The following is a 19960-nucleotide window of genomic DNA, read 5'->3' as shown; positions in this document are numbered from 1 at the left end:
GATTTTTCATTTATATCAACCTATTACACTTCTTCTCGCACCATACCATTGATGACAATATTGTTATAACTCACCATCCCAATGACCTCGCCACTTTCAATGACCGGCGCTCTGCTTATGCCAAATCGCTCAAACAAACGTGCACAATATTTTACGTTCATATCTGGTTCGACACACAAAGCGGGCTTGGTCATGATTTCATAAATATTTGTGCGCTGAGGAGAACGATTATTCGCCAGCACCTTTTTGGCGATATCATTCATCAACACGATGCCATATTCATCATTATCATCTCGCTTTTTCACCACCAGTGCTTTGACTTGGTATTTTTTCGCTAGCGTTATGCCTTCGTATACGGTCATCAGTCCATCAACCATTACATACGTTGCCGCCATAACATCTCGAACTCTAATTATCGTTTGACTGCTCATAATTCATCCTCGACTACTTTGGTCAATGTCTCGACTTGATGCGCGACACCGACTGCATCTTCAATATCGATCTGAATAGCAATCCCCTGTCCCGACTCTCTGTCAAATTCACCAACCTCATTAATGGTCTCTAATATGTGTCGAGATAGATGTTCCTCGACCACAAACAGCAGCACATCTTTTTGCACTTCTAGCGTTAAACCAAAAAACGTTCGCTTTTGATTTAAACCTTGCCCGCGAGCATTGTTAATCACTGTTGCACCGGTCGCACCAGCATCGCGTGCAGCGTCCAACACCTTGTCTGTTTTGCTGTCTTCAACAAACGCAAGTATCAATTTAAAGCGCATTTTCTTCTTCCTCCGAGACGTTTTTATTCAGCCACTGGGTTATTTGCGCATAGCCCATCACAGAGATCATAGGAAATAGACTGGCAAACGCGATCAAGCCAAAGCCATCAATCATTGGGTTTCTTCCAGGGACGGTCGAAGCAAGCCCTAACCCTAATGCAGTTACAAGTGGGACAGTGACGGTAGAAGTTGTTACGCCTCCAGAATCGTAGGCGAGTGGAACAATAAGCTTAGGAGCGTAAAACGTTTGAATCACAACGACGATGTAACCCGCGATGATGTAATAATGAATGGGATCGCCCACGACAATCCGGTAACTCCCTAATGCAATACCAATTGCCACCCCAAACGCAACGGCTACGCGCAAGCCGTTAATACTGATACTGCCTCCAGAGACTTGGTTTGCTTTTATCGCTACAGCGATTAAAGAAGGCTCTGCAATCGTGGTACTAAAGCCTATAAAAAAGGCGAAGGTGTAAACCCAATAATAGTCGACCCACATTAAGGCTTTCCCTACCGATACTTTGAACTCTTGTAAAAACTCCGGCGCCGTTAATTGCACAGCCATCGTCTCCCCAAGTGGAAACAACGCCATTTCTAATCCAAGTAAAAAAAGAGCTAACCCGAAAATCACATAAACGAACCCAAGCAAAACTTTCTTAAGGTTGCTAACAGGACGCCTTAACACCGCTAACTGAAAACCAAAAATAATGCTGGCGATGGGAACGACGTCTCGAACGGTCGATAACAAAGTGTCTAGGAAATGATCAATTGAAATCATGTTACGACCATTCCGTAAACCATCACAAACATCATCGGTAACAGCGAGGCAAAAGCGATTAAACCAAAGCCATCCACCATAGGGTTACGCCCTTTAATAGAAGACGCTAAACCGACGCCCAGTGCAGTGACCAGAGGTACTGTTATGGTGGACGTGGTTACACCTCCGGAATCGTAAGCGACACCAATAATGGCTTCAGGTGCAAACCACGTCAGTATTACAACGCCGACGTAGCCACCAATGATCATGTAATGAATCGGCCACCCTTTTAAGATACGCAAAACACCGATAACGATGGCTATCCCCACTGAGAGAGCTACTGTTACTCGAAGTCCTTCTCCGTAATCCTGCATGGACTGCTCTGAGTTAGCGATCATTCCGCCCTCTGCTGCAACTTTTGAGGCTTCTTCCGCTACCGCGGTTAATGCAGGTTCAGCTATCGTGGTGCCAAACCCCAAACAAAACGCAAAGACTAATAACCAAAACACGCTGCCTTTTTTTGCAAAGGCTTGAGCCATACTCTCTCCGATAGGAAAAAGACCAAGTTCTAGGCCAAAGATAAAAAAGGTTAATCCTAAAACGACAAGCAACAAGCCAAAAAGAATGGAGACCAGGTTGGGCAGCGGCTCTTGCAAAACGACTAATTGGAAAAAAGTGATAACAATGATGATGGGTAATAAGTCACGAGCACTATTGAGGAGCGCTCGAAAAAGCGCAACAAATGCTTCCATGCCTATCCTCCTTGATTGTGCAAACTGATTACGCTCGTTCCAATGAGCGATAACTTCTAGTCTGGCATAGATTTCACTCTTCTACCGTGAATGCACTAGCGCCATCTATAACATTTAGTTACATATTTTCTAATATGTGAAGTTAATAGTATCTCTGCCAGCTTGTCACTATCCCAGAAATAATGGTGTTGAGATGATCAAGCTAAGAACAAAACGACTATAATGTTCTAATACGTGTACATTCAAAGAGATAACATGAAGATATTACTCACAGGTGGCACTGGGTTTATTGGCTCGGAGTTGCTCAAGCTGCTATCAACTCACCAGGTTATGCTACTTACACGCTCTCCAGAGCGAGCAAAACAACGCCTACAGCATGCTGATCTGGGTAATATCGAATACCTTGACTCGCTCGAGTCGTTCGCCGATCTCAATCACGTTGATGCCGTCATTAATCTTGCAGGTGAGCCTATTGCGGATAAAAGGTGGACCAGCGAGCAAAAAGAAAAAGTCTGCAAAAGTCGTTGGAAAATTACCGAACAAATTGTTGAGCTGATCCACGCAAGTACCGAACCTCCCTCTGTTTTTATTAGTGGCTCGGCAGTTGGCTACTATGGTGACCAACAAGATCATCCGTTTGATGAGTGCTTACATGTTAATAGCGACGGCTTTCCTCACGAGGTTTGTGCAAAGTGGGAGCAAATAGCTAAGCGCGCAGAGTCGGAACAAACACGGGTTTGTCTACTGAGAACTGGCGTGGTACTCGGCCTTAATGGTGGTGCGTTGGCAAAGATGCTATTACCTTACAAGCTTGGCGTAGGCGGCCCACTTGGGAACGGTAATCAGTACATGCCTTGGATTCACATCCTAGATATGATCCGCGCTATCATGTACTTGCTTGAAACACCACATGCCCACGGTGCATTCAATATGTGCGCCCCCCATCCTGTGACTAATCGTATATTCAGCGGCACACTAGCTAAAACGCTAAAACGTCCGCATATCTTGTTCACGCCTAAATGGGCGATGGAACTCCTAATGGGAGAATCTTCCTGCTTGTTGTTTGATAGCATGAGAGCCAAACCCAAAAAACTCACCGAACTGGGCTTTAAATTTAGCTACTCCAGAATAGAGCCAGCACTCAAGCACTTGCTTCATGACCGGAGCTGATGAATGATGGCTCCAATCAATGTTTCTGAGTCTTAAATTAAATTATGAAAAAGTCGATTCTTATTACGGGTTGTTCAACCGGCATCGGTTACGTGTGCGCTCACGCCCTACAAAACAAGGGATTTAATGTCATTGCATCTTGTAGGAAAGAACAAGATGTCCAGCGCCTAATTAATGAAGGGCTAACCTGCATCAATCTAGACCTAAATAGCCCAGAAAGCATTTCTTCGGGCGTGAAGCAAGCGCTAGAGTTAGCAGAAGGTAAGCTTTACGCAGTGTTCAATAATGGTGCCTATGGTCAGCCCGGAGCACTGGAAGACTTACCCACCGAGGCTCTTCAAGATCAATTTCAGACCAACTTTTTTGGTTGGCACCAGTTGGTCAGAGAGGTGCTTCCTCATATGCGCCAGCAAGGCGAAGGACGCATCATACAAAACAGCTCTGTTCTTGGTTTTGCCGCAATGAAATACCGTGGTGCCTATAATGCATCAAAATTTGCCTTAGAAGGCTGGACAGATACGCTCAGGCTAGAGCTTGCGGATACGAATATCAAAGTGGCATTGATAGAACCAGGACCGATCGAAACTCAATTTAGAAACAATGCATTACGAGCCTTTGAGAAGTGGGTTGATATTGAATCTAGCCCCCATCGTCATGCTTATGAAGGACAAAGAGAGCGACTCAACAACAACAAGTCTAATAATCGATTTGTTTTGCCTGCAGAGTCTTGCATCGCACCAGTTCTTCATGTCTTCATGCATTAACTAGCGTTTCACCGAAAATTCGTTATCGAATTACTACACCGACTAAATTATTCGCAGTCTTGAAAAGACTATTACCAACCCGTGTACTTGATAAAATTTTGCGACAGGCTGCATAAAAAAGTTTTGTCGAAATGTAATTTCACCGTAACAATGTGATGTCATTATGAACATGTAGGTAAAAAAAACCTCAACTAAACGAATCAATTTCTACGCAATTCAGCGGGGATTCTTTCGCCCAAAGTGATTGAGTTGCTTAGATTTGGTATCGCCACCCATTACGTTTTGTAGCAATGTTTATACTACTGCGAGGCAACAATGACATTAAATCAGCTTAACTGGCTTAGTGTGGGTGTAGTGTTGACCATGTTCATCCTATTTTGATACCGCACTAACAAATAGCATTAGAATTGCGCTGCTTCGGCAGCGTTTTCTTTTTATCTAACACCTGAGCAGCAATAACCTCACTCTATTACCTCACGTTTTCTCAAAATAGAATGATTCATTATTGATGGTGAATGTCGCTTGAATTTCACCTAAATCAACTCCATATCTAATATCAACGACAAGACACAAGGCAAGGATACTCTGATGCAATCCCCATTTATCGTTGAGATAACAGAACAGAACTTTCGCGAAACGCTTGAAGGATCAATGAACACGCCCGTTTTGATCCACTTTTGGGCCAACGCTCAGCCAGAAAGCGCACAGATACTCCCTGAGTTGCAATCTCTTGCTCAACAGTACAACGGTGCATTTACGCTTGCTCTACTAAATTGTGAAGATCAGCCAGCTTTAGCGTCTCAATTTGGCGTGCAAGTATTGCCAACTATCGCGCTGTTTATAAATGGTCAAGCCGTCGATGGTCTGGGAGGCCCCCAGCCAATTGATGCCATTGCTACCATGCTACAAAAGCATTTGCCAAGCCCAGATGAACAACTATTAAAACAAGTCAGTGAACTTCTTCAGCAAGGTGAGCATGCTCAGGCTTTGAGTATAATCCACACTTTGCCGCCAGAGCTGCAAGAGCGTGGTGATGTGAAACTCGCGATGGCTGATTGTTTGCTAGAAACCAAACAATTTGATATTGCCCAAGAACTACTGAACGCTATCCCTCTCGAGTATCAAGATAACTACTACAAGAGCCTAATAGCCAAGCTCGAGCTGCATTTGCAGGCTGCAGATAGCCCTGAGTTACAGCGACTAGAACAAGCATACGCAGCAGACATGGCAAACTTCGAACTCGCTTGTGAATTGGCGGTACAATACAACCAAGTTGGTCGGGATGAAGAAGCGTTGGAACTGCTGTGGAATATTCTTAAAAAAGACTTGGGCGCCCAAGACGGTGAAGTGAAGAAGACTTTTATGGATATTCTCAGTGCGCTAGGTCAAGGTAACGCATTAGCAAGCAAATATCGTCGCCAGCTTTACTCAATTTTGTACTAAGCGTCGCATTCTTCTAGGAAGAAGACAACAAAGGCCGGGATTTCCGGCCTTTGTCATATAAAAAACCAATAACCTCTCAAAGGTCTCAGAACTTCAATTGTCTATTGTCTATAAATAGGTAAAAATGGATCGAATATTATGCACTTAAGGGAATAACTCATGCCAATTGATTCACTGATCACCATCGGTATTTTCGTCGTTCTTGCTGTCGTTATCTTATCTTCAGCCATTAAAACGGTTCCGCAAGGAAACAACTGGACAGTTGAACGCTTCGGACGCTACACCCACACATTAAAGCCGGGTTTAAACTTGATCATTCCATTCATTGATAAAGTTGGTCAAAAAGTAAACATGATGGAGCGCGTTCTCGATATTCCTGCGCAAGAGGTCATTTCAAAAGATAACGCTAACGTGGTTATTGACGCTGTCGGATTTGTTCAAGTGATCGATGCTGCAAAAGCGGCTTATGAAGTCAACGACTTAGAACACGCTATTAGAAACTTGACCCTTACGAACATTCGTACCGTTTTAGGTTCAATGGAACTGGACGAAATGCTGAGCCAACGCGACATGATCAACTCTAAGCTGTTGGCGATTGTTGACCAAGCAACAAACCCTTGGGGCGTAAAAGTCACACGAATTGAGATTAAAGATGTCCAGCCACCAGCCGATCTGACCGCTGCAATGAATGCGCAAATGAAAGCCGAGCGTAATAAGCGTGCGGAAATTCTTGAAGCAGAAGGGGTTCGCCAAGCTGAGATATTAAAGGCCGAAGGTCATAAACAATCAGAGATATTAAAAGCTGAAGGCGAAAAGCAGTCTGCTATTCTCCATGCAGAAGCACGTGAGCGTGCCGCGCAAGCAGAAGCAAAAGCGACTTACATGGTTTCCGAAGCCATTGCAAAAGGTGACATGCAAGCCGTCAATTACTTCATTGCACAGGGTTATACCGAAGCGATCAAGAGCATTGGTCAAGCCGAAAATGGTAAAATCATTATGCTTCCATTAGAAGCAACCGGACTAATGGGCTCGGTTGCAGGGATAGCAGAAATGTTTAAACAGCAAGATAAAGAATAATTTATGGACTTTTTTAGTTTGTTGGAAGGTATCTCTTTCTGGCATTGGCTAGCGTTTGGCTTTGCTCTTTTAGCAGTTGAGCTACTTGGTACCGCAGGGTATTTTCTCTGGCTCGGGATGTCTGCACTTATCGTTGGAGCCATCATGACCGTTTTGCCAATGAGCTGGCAATTGCAATGGCTTTGCTTTGCAAGCTTCAGCTTAATCACCACCTGGCTTTGGTGGCGACGACAATGGTCTAAAGACAAGCAAGAAGACCAAGAAAGAGATCTGAACCAAAAGTACAAGCAGTTAATTGGGCGTACTCTTATCCTTGAAGAAGACTTTTCCGTCGGGCTCAATCGCATCAAGGTAGCCGATACCACATGGTCCGCACAATCGGATCAAGCACTTCCAGCCGGTACCCGCGTAAGAATCACCGATGTTGAAGGTATTATTTTAATCATTGAGCCTGATTCTAATTAATTTATGCCAAAGTAATGGGGCAAATCATGCTCCATTACTTTAATCTAAACAACTGCTTTCATTTCATTACCTTAATTAAAATCGAGAAAAAAATAAGTATTAGTAATATTATTAATACCCTACCTACCATTTCCTATTATTTAATTATTCAACACACGACAATCAATAAGATAGAAATATATCTAGGTAAATTATCGATCTAAATTTATTTTAAAAAATAAAACTTTATTGAATTATTTTTTGATCTTTTTATCCTCGGATACATACTTAACGCATAAGCATTTAAGTTGAGTGCTTTTTATTTGGTAAGTAAGAGGATGTACTATGAATAAGCTTCTCTTTTTAATGTTGTGCGGTATTTTTTCTTCCTTTGCCTACAACAACGGAAACGGCGGTACAACTAATTTGGGACCTATAGTCGAATGTAAGATGCCAAGTGGCGACGTTACGAATATTCCAAGTGAAATGTGTCGATTTAGAGGTGGGGAATGGGAATAGTAAAGAAGTAAGAGCTTAGTTTGATATAAGAGCCCTATTCAACCTTGCCTTTCTGCGTAGTCACGGTTTATACAAGCACGTAGATATTTAAAGTTTATATTAAGGTGATTATTATGAGATTTTTATCTGGTCTATTAGTAATATCTTTTGCCATAATTCCGTTAACCACTCATGCTAATGGTGCATCCGGTGGTCGTACGTTAGGCCCAGAGATAAAGTGTGAGTTGCCAAACGGTAATGTACATATGTTGCCACCGTTATATTGCAAAATATACGACGGCCGAGAAGTGAAATAGAAAAGGAGCCTAGCGGCTCCTTTTATTATCTAATTAAGTATTAGTGGAAGCTGTAAGGGATAAGAACTTGTAGACGTAAGTCTGTTTCATCCGCATCGCCAGCACCTGCGTACTCATCACGTTCTAGGATTGTACCGTGTAAACGAATGGTAGAACCTTTAAGCGCGCCACTTTGTAGTGAGTAAGATACTGTTGCGTTAACTGCGTATTCGCTTTCGTAATCCCAGTCACCTGATGCTCCGCTTGCTGCAGAGTCAGCGCCAGTACCGTAACCAAAGCCTAGGTAGTAGTTCCAGCCGTTACCTTGGTTGTAAGATAGACGGTTGTACCATGCTAGCTCACCCGCTTTGTTCCAGTCAGACAGCGCGTCCCACCACTGAGACCAAGTACCATTGTTCATACCATATGTATGAATAGTACGAGGAACGAAGTCCGCACGGTTATCTGTGTCTGTGTAGCGCAACTCAGACATCCAAGCTAGCTTGCCGAAAGATTGATTCAAAGATAGACCAGTGTGGAAACCTAGACCATCGTATTTCACATCATCGTCAACACCGTAGAAATCAAATGCTAGAGTTGTACGGTCACTAACAGTGTACTTCAAGTAAGCCTTGTAAGAAGTGTTGTCAGTTTCGTTGTGGTAGCTAGTTACTTGACCTGCACCCCAGTCAACACCATTTGCATATTGAACGCCAGTAGCTTGACCCAAACCAAGTTGCATAAACAAGCTGTCAGTTAGGTTACCGTTTAGGCCTAGAGAGTGTAGGTAGCTCCATGAAGTGTCAGACCAAAGCGCTGGTGCGTAATCATCTTCGTGAAGCAGCCAAGGTGCTGTAAATTGGTCTGCGCCAAAGTAGCTTAGGTTGAAATCACCAAGTTTAGCGTTTAGTTCGAAACCACGGTAAGTACCAGGTACAAAGCTCCAAACGTTACCGATTGTACCGTTACCACCAGCCTGTAACATACCGAAACGAGCATTAAAGTTTTCGTTTGCTTTGAATTTCAGCGCTGCTTTGTAAACTTTAAGCTGCTGACCATCACCTGCACCCCAGTCTAGGTTGTTACAAGTTGAGATTTCGTTACATAGGTAGCCTTCGTTTGAATTGTAAAGACTATCGTTGTAAAGATCGCCAGAGTAGTAAGCCGCAACATCTGCGCCCACCCAACCATCGTGGTAGCCAGAAGTGAAGTCTAAAATTGCGTTGTAAGAAGAGTAGTTTAGACGACTCCAACGGTCACCATTTTCACCGCCGGGCTTACCTGTTGTACGAGTTCGTGAACGAGTATCAACTATGAATAATGCATTCAGACTTGAGTCTTGCATAAATTCGTTCACTTTCTCTACGTACTCGCCACCTGCTGCACTTTCAGTAGACGCTGTAGCTGGAGCGACAGCAACAACACCAAACATTGCTGCGGTTAACGCTGAAACCTTAAAAAATTTGTCCATGGAAAAACTCCTAAAAATGGATATAGCTGTATTTTTCTATCTCACCTTTAGTTGGCCGCCGAAGGAGAGAAGTAAATTCCTGATCAAACCTCATTATTTCTAATTTGGCTTTTTTTAGTTCCTGCATACACACCGTGTATCCACGTGATTAAGACTAACTTCGCAGCTAAAAACATCCAAATGGAACTTATTTTTTTTCTAAAAAAATATGAGCCACTCCAAAGTTCCATATAACTTATTGATCCAGATCTTATTTTTAACAACATCAACACAACACAATAAATTATTATTTAAAATCAAACACTTAAATTGAACTCAAAAGTATCAACTTGAAGTCACTCGCAGACTAAAAAAGCCAAAAAAACCAATAACCCAAGGTTCGATCTTGATCACTGAAAAGAACAAAGGCATCAATTACTCAATAAAAAAACACTTAATTATGAACAAGAAAAAGCCCCGCATGCTTAGCATACGGGGCTTTTAGTTATTTTTTAGCTTTTTTGAGAAGACTTAATTCATTAGTTCGAGTAAGTCTTGTTCTGTTTTAATTTCGATACCCAGTTCTTGTGCCTTTGCGAGCTTCGAACCTGCATTTTCACCAGCAAACAAAATATCGGTTTTCTTAGAAACACTACCCGTCACTTTAGCCCCCAGTGCTTGGAGGGCTTCTTTGGCTTCTGTACGCCCCAGTTGAGAAAGTGTTCCCGTTAATACTACTGTTTTACCTTCTAATGGTAATTCCCCCACCTGCTCAGTAGTATTAATCTCTGGCCAATGAATTCCTTGTTCAAGCAAATCTTTAACCACCGCTTGGTTCTGTTCTTCACTAAAGAAAGTCGTAATATGTTGAGCAACCACAGCACCGATGTCTTGCACTTCAATCAACTGCTCTTCGGTAGCATTTTGGATCGCTCCCAACGTTTTAAAGTGCATTGCTAAGTTTGCTGCGGTTGCCTCGCCAACTTCACGGATCCCCAGTGAATACAAAAACCGAGGTAAAGTTGTTTCTTTGGATTTTTCTAACGCATTCACAATATTCTGCGCAGACTTTGACCCCATGCGATCTAGTACGGTTAAAATCCCCGCTGATAACTTAAATAAGTCAGCAGGAGTTTTCACCATCTCACGATCAACAAGCTGCTCGATCACTTTATCGCCTAAACCGTCAACGTCTAACGCTTTACGAGAAACAAAGTGTTTTAGCGCTTGTTTGCGTTGGGCTTGGCAAACTAAGCCCCCCATACAACGTGTTACCGCTTCTCCTTCGATCCGCTCAACATGCGAACCACAAACAGGACACTGAGTTGGGAAAACAATATCTCGAGCTGTTTCTGGTCGACGCTCTTTGATGACAGATACGACTTGCGGAATAACATCGCCAGCACGGCGGATCACAACGTGATCACCAATCTTGACCTGCAGACGTTCTATCTCATCTGCGTTATGAAGCGTCGCATTACTTACCGTTACCCCGCCAACAAATACAGGCTCTAGTTTAGCAACAGGTGTAATCGCACCAGTGCGACCGACTTGGAACTCCACTTCATTCAGTGTCGTCATTTCTTCCTGTGCTGGGAATTTGTAGGCAATCGCCCAACGTGGAGCGCGAGCAACAAACCCCAGACGCTCTTGCACGGCAATATCGTCAATTTTAATAACGACACCATCGATCTCATAAGGGAGGGCATCACGACGCTGCAATATATCTTGGTAGTAAGCTTTTACATCCGCCAAGCTTTCAACTCGCTTAGTTTCCGGGCACATTGGCAGTCCCCAAGATTTGATTTGCAAAAAGCGTTCGTAATGACTTGCTGCCAATTCTGCGCCTTGCACCACGCCTACACTGTATGCATAGAAGCTAAGCGGACGAGAAGCCGTAATACGTGAATCCAATTGTCGTAAGCTACCTGCCGCAGCGTTACGTGGATTAACAAAGATTTTCTCGCCTTTCTTCCTTGCTAATTCATTGAGCTTTTCAAACCCAGCTTTCGGCATAAAGACTTCACCACGAACTTCAAGACGATTTGGCCAGTCATTACCCCTGAGTTTTAAAGGAATGGCTTTAATCGTACGCACATTCTCTGTGATGTTTTCACCCGTAGTACCATCGCCTCGAGTGGCCGCCTGAACTAACACGCCATTCTCATATAACAAACTTACGGCGAGTCCATCCAATTTAGGCTCACAACAGTATTCTTTCACACTCTGGCTGCCCACGCGCTCTTGTGCGCGCTTGTGGAAACTATCAAGTTCACTATCATCAAACGCGTTATCAAGCGAAAGCATCGGTACTTCATGTGTCACTTGGCTAAACGCAGAAAGAGGTTGTCCACCGACACGTTGGCTTGGCGAGTCTACGGTTATTAAGTCAGGGTTCTCAGCTTCAATATCCAGTAACTCTCGCATTAAACGGTCGTACTCGGCATCAGGGATCTCTGGGTTATCTTCCACGTAGTAACGCACAGCGTGGTAATGCAACGACTCTTTTAGTTCTTCTAGTCGCTGAAGTACTGATTCAGACATAGTAAAGCCCCGTGTATTTTCAATCGGTGAGGTTGGGAAATCCAAGAAAAAGGGCTCCATCCGGAGCCCTATTATTATTTGCTGTTAAGATTATGCGTTAGCGGCAGTAAACTCAACTATTTGACGTCGATAAGATGCTAAACGATCTGGCGTCATTAAGTTGCGCTGGTCATCAAGTACGTTACCACCTAAGTCATCAGCAATTTGCTGCGCAGTTCGAAGCATTAAGTTGAAGTTCTGTTCAGCCTCGCCATAACAAGGCAATGTCATGAAGAATGAAATACCCTTCGTTGTAAACTCAGCAGGATCAGCATGCTCAAACGTACCAGGGTGCATCATATTAGCGACGCTAAACAGCACTTTGCCGTTACCGGACAAGTCGACATGACGGTGGAAAATATCCATCTCGCCATAAATTAAGCCGTTTTGTTGCATACTCTCAAATAAAGCAGTACCAACAAATGGCTCTTCACCCGCACAGTGCACATTCAATACAATCACTTGCATTTCAGATTCTGGCTTTGGCTCTTCCTTAGGCTCTGCAACGACAGGCTCACTAACCGTTTCGACTTGCTGTTCTTTCTCCGTAATATCAAACGCGGCGGGAATAGCGTCTTCTTCCACAGCGGGCTGGAATGGCTCTTCAGCTACTGTTGCTTGAACAACAGGCTCAACGTCCTCTTCTTTATCTTTTTCTGCAACAAATGAAGGGATGTCATCCGGCTCCTGCTGCGTCTGTTTGACTTCAGATGGACCACCGAATAACGGGTCAGATTCAAACTTGTTGTCGAAAGAGCTCGCCATCCCAAAATCTGGTTCTTTGCGATCTTTGCGAATGATCTCAAAGTCATCTTCAGGAGCGGGAGCGAAGTCTCGTTCTTTCTCAACAAGATCATTTTTGTCTTCTTGGTTAACATCCAGCTTACCAAGTGGCTTGTTACCAAACTTTGCTTTGCCTTCTTTTTTACTGCTCCATAAACCATGAAACAGTAATGCCGCGATGGCTAATGCGCCAACAACAATGAGTACGAATCGCAATTCCTGCATTATTTACTCTCAATATACTTGTTTTTACTACTCGCAGTTCCTTGAGCAGCAACCCAAGTGCAATAAATCTGAATGATACGTTTACTTTACCAAAACTATATGTAGATTTAGAACAACTTAATGCAAGAAGTTCCGTTTTTTGTTGTGATTCTTGCCACGATTCCACTTAACAAGACGTCATTTGTCAGGGCATTGAAAGAAAAGTCCTCACAGGTACAATGAGTTTTCATTTACACGAAGCCAAAATAGACATGAAGCAAAACAATCAGCAGAGAACCGGGTTCGGTTATTTTCTATACGGGATACAATTGGCACTTGCCCCTAAAATCAGGCGCTTTGTCATCTTACCTCTACTTGCAAATATCTTGCTTGTAGGTGGTGCCATCTTCTATCTATTTTCAAACCTTAATATATGGATAGAAGGCTGGATTGGGCAGCTGCCTGAGTTTTTATCCTGGTTAACTTACATTCTTTGGCCTTTACTCGCTCTGACGATACTCGCTACCTTCTCCTATTTTTTCAGCACGCTCGCGAACTTTATCGCCGCGCCATTCAATGGCCTCTTGGCTGAAAAAGTGGAAGAGTACTTAACGGGACAAAAAGTAAATGATGATGGTTTCACTGCCGTCCTGAAAGATGTTCCTCGCGTTTTAGCTCGTGAGTGGAGAAAGCTCCTTTACATTTTACCTAAAGCAATAGGCCTATTCCTGTTATTGCTCATCCCTGCCCTTGGACAAACAGTAGGCCCATTTTTATGGTTTATCTTTACCGCCTGGATGCTCGCGATTCAATATTGTGACTACCCGTTTGATAACCACAAAATCCCATTTAACGACATGCGTTACAAATTGAAACAAAAGCAAGGTAAGGCCTATGGCTTTGGGGTATTGGTGTCTGTATTTACGACGATCCCAATTTTGAACCTCATTGTCATGCCTGTAGCAATATGTGGTGCAACCGCTATGTGGGTCGCGGAGTTTAAGCACCAACGATAGTCGATTAGAGATTAAGGAAAGGGATCAGCGCCAGCTTTTCCCTTTTCTTTTATCAAGTTCTGGGCCAACCTAATAAGATATAACTTTTTAATCCTTTTCCCTTTTTTTCATACCGCATATTCTTCTATCCATATTCACACAACGTGTAATGAAGGAACATCACTATGAGCAAAATCTACGAAGATAACTCTCTTACTATTGGTAATACACCTCTCGTTCGTCTAAACAAAGTAAGTAAAGGCAAAGTTCTCGCGAAAATTGAAGCGCGTAACCCTAGCTTCAGTGTTAAGTGCCGTATCGGTGCAAACATGATTTGGGAAGCAGAGAAAGCGGGCCTTCTTAAGCCAGGTGTAGAGCTTGTAGAACCTACCAGTGGTAACACAGGTGTTGCTCTAGCATTCGTAGCGGCTGCTCGCGGTTACAAGCTAACATTGACCATGCCTGAATCAATGAGCCTAGAACGCCGTAAGCTACTAAAAGCACTAGGCGCGAACCTTGAGCTGACTGAAGCGGCGAAAGGCATGAAAGGGGCGATTGCTAAAGCAGAAGAAATCGTAGCAAGCAACCCTGAGAAGTACCTACTTCTTCAACAATTTGACAACCCAGCGAACCCAGAAATCCACGAAAAGACTACGGGCCCTGAGATTTGGGAAGCGACAGACGGTGAAATCGACGTATTCGTTGCTGGTGTTGGTACGGGCGGTACTATCACAGGTACAAGCCGTTACATCAAAGGTGAAAAAGGCAAAGCCATCACTTCTGTTGCAGTTGAGCCAGCAGAGTCTCCGGTTATTGCACAAGCACTTGCTGGCGAAGAAATCCAACCTGCCCCACACAAAATTCAAGGTATCGGTGCTGGTTTCATCCCTGGTAACCTCGATTTAGACATTATTGACCGTGTTGAGCAAGTTACCTCAGAAGAAGCGATTGAGATGGCTCGTCGCCTAATGGAAGAGGAAGGTATCCTAGCTGGTATCTCATCTGGCGCAGCGGTTGTTGCAGCGAACCGACTTGCGGAACTACCTGAATTTGAAGGAAAAACAATTGTAACTGTCTTGCCAAGTTCCGGTGAGCGTTACCTAAGTACAGCACTCTTTGCAGGTATCTTTACCGAAAAAGAGAACCAACAATAATATGTGTTCAAATCAATTTTTAGTTTAAAAAAGCCCCGTTTAGGGGCTTTTTTGTTGATCCCTGCCCTACCTTTGGTAATATCAGGGTGTTTTATTTCTAGCTTCAAAATAAAGAAGCAGAACACAAAAAGGTTTCAAAGTGATTACGCACGCAAACAGTTGCGTAGTTACCAAACTTTTGACTAGTATCAGAACTGACGCGCTTTGAACTCTTCCCGTGCTAGCGCACAAGATGTAAAGCAGTTAAGCTAAAATCTGGTCACAAACTAACAAAAAAATACATTTATTGGGGTATATCACATGTACGAGAAGCAAGTAGAAATCACAGCAGAAAACGGCCTTCACACTCGTCCAGCTGCACAGTTTGTTAAAGAAGCAAAAGCATTCGACGCAGACATCACTGTGACTTCTAACGGTAAAAGCGCTAGCGCTAAGAGCCTGTTCAAACTACAAACACTAGGCCTAGTAAAAGGTACTCAAGTTACTATTTCTGCTGAAGGCCCACAAGCTCAGCAAGCAGTTGACCACCTAGTTGCTCTAATGGACCAACTACACTAATCCGGTCTCCTACTCCAGAAGCCATTTTGTGAAAGCAAAATGGCTTCGTTGGAAATAGGCTCAAAACTAAGCTAAAACTATTCGTTAGCGCACCCATTATTCTCCCGTTTTATAAAGTTGACCAAACTTAAGGTAAGGCTATGATTTCAGGCATCCTAGCATCTCCTGGTATTGCAATCGGTAAAGCACTACTACTTCAAGAAGATGAAATTGTCCTAAACACAAACACTATTTCTGACGATCAAGTAGAAGCTGAAGTTCAGCGTTTCTTTGACGCTCGTAACAAATCTGCAGCTCAGCTAGAAACTATCAAGCAAAAAGCGCTTGAAACGTTTGGCGAAGAAAAAGAAGCGATCTTTGAAGGTCACATCATGCTTCTTGAAGACGAAGAGCTAGAAGAGGAAATCCTAGCACTTATCAAAAACGACAAGATGACTGCTGATCACGCTATCCACTCAGTGATCGAAGAGCAAGCATGTGCTCTTGAGTCTCTAGACGACGAATACTTAAAAGAGCGTGCAACTGACATCCGCGATATCGGTTCTCGTTTTGTTAAGAACGCACTAGGCATCAACATTGTTTCGCTTAGCGATATCAACGAAGAAGTAATTCTTGTTGCTTACGACCTAACGCCATCTGAAACTGCACAAATCAACCTAGACTACGTGCTTGGTTTTGCTTGTGATATCGGCGGTCGTACATCTCACACTTCAATCATGGCTCGCTCACTTGAGCTTCCAGCTATCGTTGGTACTAACGACATCACGAAGAAAGTTAAGAATGGCGACATGCTGATTCTTGACGCAATGAACAACAAGATTGTTGTTAACCCATCAGAAGCTGAGCTAGAAGAAGCGAAAGCGGTTAAAGCAGCATTCCTAGCTGAAAAAGAAGAGCTAGCGAAACTGAAAGACCTACACGCAGAAACGACTGACGGTCACCGTGTAGAAGTTTGCGGTAACATCGGTACAGTGAAAGACTGTGACGGTATCCTTCGTAACGGCGGTGAAGGTGTTGGTCTGTACCGTACTGAATTCCTATTTATGGACCGTACTGCGCTACCAACTGAAGAAGAACAGTACCAAGCGTACAAAGAAGTTGCGGAAGCAATGAACGGTCAAGCTGTGATCATCCGTACTATGGATATCGGCGGCGATAAAGATCTCCCATACATGGATCTTCCAAAAGAGATGAACCCATTCCTAGGCTGGCGCGCTGTACGTATCAGTCTGGATCGTCGTGAAATCCTTCGTGATCAGCTACGTGGCATTCTACGTGCTTCTGCACACGGCAAACTGCGTATCATGTTCCCAATGATCATCTCTGTCGAAGAAATCCGTGAGCTTAAGAAAGCGATCGAAGAGTACAAAGAAGAGCTACGCGCTGAAGGCCACGCGTTCGACGAAAACATCGAAATCGGTGTTATGGTTGAAACTCCTGCTGCTGCTGCGATCGCACACCACTTAGCGAAGGAAGTGTCTTTCTTCTCTATCGGTACAAACGACCTAACTCAGTACACACTAGCGGTTGACCGTGGTAACGAGATGATTTCTCACCTATACAACCCACTATCACCAGCTGTACTTACAGTGATCAAGCAAGTTATCGACGCTTCTCACGCAGAAGGTAAATGGACTGGTATGTGTGGTGAACTTGCAGGTGACGAGCGTGCAACACTTCTACTTCTAGGTATGGGTCTGGACGAGTTCTCAATGAGCGGTATCTCTATCCCTAAAGTGAAGAAAGTAGTTCGTAACTCTAACTTCGCAGAAGTGAAAGCAATGGCTGAAGAAGCCCTTTCTCTACCGACAGCAGAAGAAATCGAAGCCGTGGTAGAAAAGTTTATTGCTGAGAAAGCTCAGTAATCGGTAGTACCAAGTAATTCAATACTTAATGGCCATTAGACGGCGAAAAAAGTCGTCTAATGAGCTATATTGGTATACTATAATTCGACAGAATAAAACCAAACCTTAGGAGCATGACACAATGGGTCTGTTTGACAAACTTAAGAAGCTTGTATCTGATGACAGCGCTGACGCTGGTGCTATCGAAATCATCGCGCCACTTTCTGGTGAGATTGTAAACATCGAAGACGTGCCAGATGTTGTTTTCGCTGAGAAAATCGTTGGTGACGGTATTGCTATCAAGCCAGCAGGCAACAAAATGGTAGCTCCTGTAAACGGTACTATCGGTAAGATCTTCGAAACTAACCATGCGTTCTCTATCGAGTCTGACGACGGTGTTGAGCTTTTCGTTCACTTCGGTATCGACACAGTTGAACTAAAAGGCGAAGGCTTCACGCGTATCGCTGAAGAAGGTCAAACTGTTAAAGCTGGCGACACTGTAATTGAATTCGATCTAGCTCTTCTAGAAGAGAAAGCGAAGTCAACGCTAACTCCAGTTGTTATCTCTAACATGGACGAAATCAAAGAGCTAAACAAGCTTTCTGGTTCTGTAACTGTTGGTGAAACTCCAGTTCTACGTGTAACTAAGTAATTTTTACTTAATCGAACACGAAAAAAACGCTGCCAATGGCAGCGTTTTTTATTATCTGACTTTTTTCTGAGCGATGTGCATCGCTGAAACACGTTCAACTGAGCAAGCCTAGTGCTGAGCTCGGCCTTTGCTTCGCTTGAGCGAGTAATGCAGTTGTCGCATCTTGGAGCACTTGAGAACGCACCATTTCCGTAGATTCTCTTGCGAAGTCTGTATCTCTTATTCGACTCTTGGACTCTGTAACACTCCGATTCACAGTATTTAAGTTATCCATCGAGCCGTTTACACGGTTCTGAAAGCTGCCAATTTCACTTCGGTGCGAATCAACGTACTTAATTGCTGCATCAATCACCCCAACTGAAAGCTGAGCCTTACCTGCCGTCGACATATCAATGTCATCCATTGTGACTAATTGACCAGCGCTCACATCAAGCTCATCCGCTAAACTCCCTTCGAGAACCACACCCTCTGGCGCCTTCATCGTAGAAGCGAAGAATTGCAGTTCGTTGTTTTCCGTTACTGAAGCATTCACTATCGATTGTTGAGTATTGATGTAAGTGGCGACCTGTTCTATACGGTCACCCAATTTGAGTCCAATGGATTCCGTTTGGGTTTGCCCTTTACTGTCTTGGTATTCGACTTTGAGAGTTTGGTTATCTTTAGTGACTCGCCAATCTTTATCGACCGCATCACCAACATAATGCTGCCCTCCCATCTCTGGGATATGGCTACGCATGTTACGTAACGTCAAAGAGATTGAATTAGCGTTCGCGCCAATATGGAAACTTTGTGAACCGTAAGATCCATCAAACAGGTTTTTATCCGCAAATGTTGTCGTGATCGCGACACGATCAAGCTCATCTTGCAGCGCTACGACCTCATATTGAATACTTTGCCGATCACTTGAGTCATAACTGCCGTTTGCTGCTTGAAGCCCCAGAGAGCGTAAGCGTTGCAATATGTCACTGCTTTCGTGCAATGCTCCCTCCGCTGTTTGAGCAACAGAAAAAGCGTCGTGTGCATTTCTTAAGGCGACATCAAGCCCTCTCGTTTGTACATGGAGAGTATTCGATATCTGTAAACCTGCCGCATCATCGCTCGCCGAGTTGATTCGAACCCCCGAAGTTAGGTTGCGTTGTGACTCAACATTTTGCGCAGCTGCTTGACTCAGGTGTCTCTGCGCCACCATCGCAGAAACATTGGAATTTAAAGAGATCATCTAATCGATATGAATGCCTTATCGAACATAATGTCAGGACACATCTGAATCGTTATAGCCAATAAGCAAAAAGCCAGGGATGAGCCTGGCTATGGTTTCTTGCTTTGTTAAATTGATTAACCTAGCAGACTTAGCGCTGAGTTAGGCGCTTGTTTCGCTTGCGCAAGGATTGAGCTTGACGCTTGCGATAGAATTTGTGATTTGGTCATTGCCGTCGTTTCTTTCGCGAAATCTGTATCTTTGATACGGCTCTTCGACGCATTCACGTTCTCGTTAATGTTGTCCAAGTTGCTGATTGCGTGGTTGAAACGGTTCTGGAAAGCACCTAGCTCTGCGCGGTGGCTGTCTACATATTTCAGTGCCGCATCGATGATGGCAACAGATTCTTGTGCGCCACCAACTGAGGTTACGTCAATAGTATCTACCGTCACCTTTTTGCCTTCGCCCAAGCCTAGTTCGCCAGATAGGCCGCCTGAAAACTCGACTTCGCCTTCGACTTTGTTGTTGCCAGCAAAGATTTGCAGTTTACCGTCTTG

19 protein-coding genes and 1 pseudogene are annotated in these 19960 nt (G+C 43.8%); 11 read left to right on the top strand and 9 right to left on the bottom strand.

Annotation, left to right across the window (positions count from 1 at the left end):
* Positions 1 to 23: 23 nt before the first annotated feature.
* Genes R7M72_RS16335 through R7M72_RS16320 form a run of 4 tightly spaced genes read right to left on the bottom strand, consistent with a single transcriptional unit; the run spans position 24 to position 2290 of the window.
* Positions 24 to 431, bottom strand: coding sequence for a CBS domain-containing protein (locus R7M72_RS16335; protein WP_031781352.1), 408 nt, complete (start codon positions 429 to 431; stop codon positions 24 to 26).
* On the bottom strand, positions 428 to 778 hold the full coding sequence (locus R7M72_RS16330) for a P-II family nitrogen regulator (RefSeq protein ID WP_005382084.1): 351 nt from the start codon (positions 776 to 778) through the stop codon (positions 428 to 430). The genes R7M72_RS16335 and R7M72_RS16330 overlap by 4 nt, the downstream gene beginning before the upstream one ends.
* Positions 768 to 1559 (bottom strand): DUF1538 domain-containing protein, encoded by a 792-nt coding sequence (locus tag R7M72_RS16325; protein WP_005382078.1) that lies wholly within the window; start codon positions 1557 to 1559, stop codon positions 768 to 770. The genes R7M72_RS16330 and R7M72_RS16325 overlap by 11 nt, the downstream gene beginning before the upstream one ends.
* Positions 1556 to 2290, bottom strand: a complete 735-nt coding sequence (locus tag R7M72_RS16320) for a DUF1538 domain-containing protein (protein WP_047102893.1) — start codon at positions 2288 to 2290, stop codon at positions 1556 to 1558. The genes R7M72_RS16325 and R7M72_RS16320 overlap by 4 nt, the downstream gene beginning before the upstream one ends.
* Positions 2291 to 2545: 255 nt before the next feature.
* Between R7M72_RS16320 and R7M72_RS16315 the strand changes: the two genes are divergently transcribed.
* The 6 genes and pseudogenes from R7M72_RS16315 (at position 2546) to R7M72_RS16290 (ending at position 8003) form a co-directional block, all read left to right on the top strand.
* A complete protein-coding gene (locus R7M72_RS16315) occupies positions 2546 to 3460 on the top strand; it encodes a TIGR01777 family oxidoreductase (RefSeq protein ID WP_169628603.1) in 915 nt (304 codons plus the stop codon).
* Between the two features lie 44 nt (positions 3461 to 3504).
* Positions 3505 to 4340 (top strand): annotated as a pseudogene (locus R7M72_RS16310) (SDR family oxidoreductase).
* Between the two features lie 472 nt (positions 4341 to 4812).
* A complete protein-coding gene (locus R7M72_RS16305; protein WP_054578026.1) occupies positions 4813 to 5667 on the top strand; it encodes a co-chaperone YbbN in 855 nt (284 codons plus the stop codon).
* Positions 5668 to 5826: 159 nt separating this feature from the next.
* Positions 5827 to 6744, top strand: coding sequence for an SPFH domain-containing protein (locus R7M72_RS16300; protein WP_213896440.1), 918 nt, complete (start codon positions 5827 to 5829; stop codon positions 6742 to 6744).
* Between the two features lie 3 nt (positions 6745 to 6747).
* The gene (locus tag R7M72_RS16295; RefSeq protein ID WP_005382058.1) at positions 6748 to 7209 is read left to right on the top strand and encodes an NfeD family protein; all 462 of its coding nucleotides are present in this window, start codon (positions 6748 to 6750) and stop codon (positions 7207 to 7209) included.
* 611 nt (positions 7210 to 7820) lie between these two features.
* Positions 7821 to 8003 carry a hypothetical protein gene (locus R7M72_RS16290; RefSeq protein ID WP_021707681.1) on the top strand — a complete coding sequence of 61 codons (183 nt, stop codon included), beginning with the start codon at positions 7821 to 7823 and terminating at the stop codon, positions 8001 to 8003.
* Between the two features lie 40 nt (positions 8004 to 8043).
* Here R7M72_RS16290 and R7M72_RS16285 read toward each other — a convergent pair whose 3' ends face one another.
* From R7M72_RS16285 to zipA, 3 genes are all read right to left on the bottom strand, one after another.
* Positions 8044 to 9453, bottom strand: a complete 1410-nt coding sequence (locus tag R7M72_RS16285) for a hypothetical protein (RefSeq protein ID WP_005382055.1) — start codon at positions 9451 to 9453, stop codon at positions 8044 to 8046.
* A 510-nt stretch (positions 9454 to 9963) separates the two neighbouring features.
* Positions 9964 to 11976: an NAD-dependent DNA ligase LigA gene (gene ligA, locus R7M72_RS16280; RefSeq protein ID WP_318056257.1), complete on the bottom strand. Its 2013-nt coding sequence runs from the start codon at positions 11974 to 11976 to the stop codon at positions 9964 to 9966.
* A gap of 90 nt (positions 11977 to 12066) precedes the next feature.
* On the bottom strand, positions 12067 to 13023 hold the full coding sequence (zipA, locus tag R7M72_RS16275; RefSeq protein ID WP_064369048.1) for a cell division protein ZipA: 957 nt from the start codon (positions 13021 to 13023) through the stop codon (positions 12067 to 12069).
* Between the two features lie 251 nt (positions 13024 to 13274).
* Between zipA and cysZ the strand changes: the two genes are divergently transcribed.
* From cysZ to crr, 5 genes are all read left to right on the top strand, one after another.
* Positions 13275 to 14018: a sulfate transporter CysZ gene (cysZ, locus tag R7M72_RS16270; protein WP_025998633.1), complete on the top strand. Its 744-nt coding sequence runs from the start codon at positions 13275 to 13277 to the stop codon at positions 14016 to 14018.
* Between the two features lie 164 nt (positions 14019 to 14182).
* Positions 14183 to 15151 carry a cysteine synthase A gene (gene cysK / locus R7M72_RS16265; RefSeq protein ID WP_005382045.1) on the top strand — a complete coding sequence of 323 codons (969 nt, stop codon included), beginning with the start codon at positions 14183 to 14185 and terminating at the stop codon, positions 15149 to 15151.
* A gap of 300 nt (positions 15152 to 15451) precedes the next feature.
* Positions 15452 to 15709: an HPr family phosphocarrier protein gene (locus R7M72_RS16260; RefSeq protein ID WP_005382043.1), complete on the top strand. Its 258-nt coding sequence runs from the start codon at positions 15452 to 15454 to the stop codon at positions 15707 to 15709.
* 140 nt (positions 15710 to 15849) lie between these two features.
* Complete coding sequence (gene ptsI, locus R7M72_RS16255; protein WP_005389298.1) at positions 15850 to 17574, top strand: phosphoenolpyruvate-protein phosphotransferase PtsI; 1725 nt, start codon at positions 15850 to 15852, stop codon at positions 17572 to 17574.
* Positions 17575 to 17695: 121 nt separating this feature from the next.
* Positions 17696 to 18205 (top strand): PTS glucose transporter subunit IIA, encoded by a 510-nt coding sequence (gene crr, locus R7M72_RS16250; RefSeq protein WP_005382041.1) that lies wholly within the window; start codon positions 17696 to 17698, stop codon positions 18203 to 18205.
* Between the two features lie 94 nt (positions 18206 to 18299).
* On the opposite strand, the gene R7M72_RS16245 is transcribed toward crr, so the two are convergent.
* The gene (locus R7M72_RS16245; protein WP_318056256.1) at positions 18300 to 19424 is read right to left on the bottom strand and encodes a flagellin; all 1125 of its coding nucleotides are present in this window, start codon (positions 19422 to 19424) and stop codon (positions 18300 to 18302) included.
* A 116-nt stretch (positions 19425 to 19540) separates the two neighbouring features.
* Positions 19541 to 19960: flagellin (locus tag R7M72_RS16240; RefSeq protein ID WP_263856746.1), on the bottom strand; the 420-nt coding region annotated here is incomplete at its 5' end.

This window comes from Vibrio sp. YT-18, assembly GCF_033337345.1.
Lineage (GTDB): Bacteria > Pseudomonadota > Gammaproteobacteria > Enterobacterales > Vibrionaceae > Vibrio > Vibrio alginolyticus.
The sequence above is the reverse complement of the archived record's forward strand: the minus strand, read 5'-3'. Positions and strand labels throughout refer to the sequence as shown.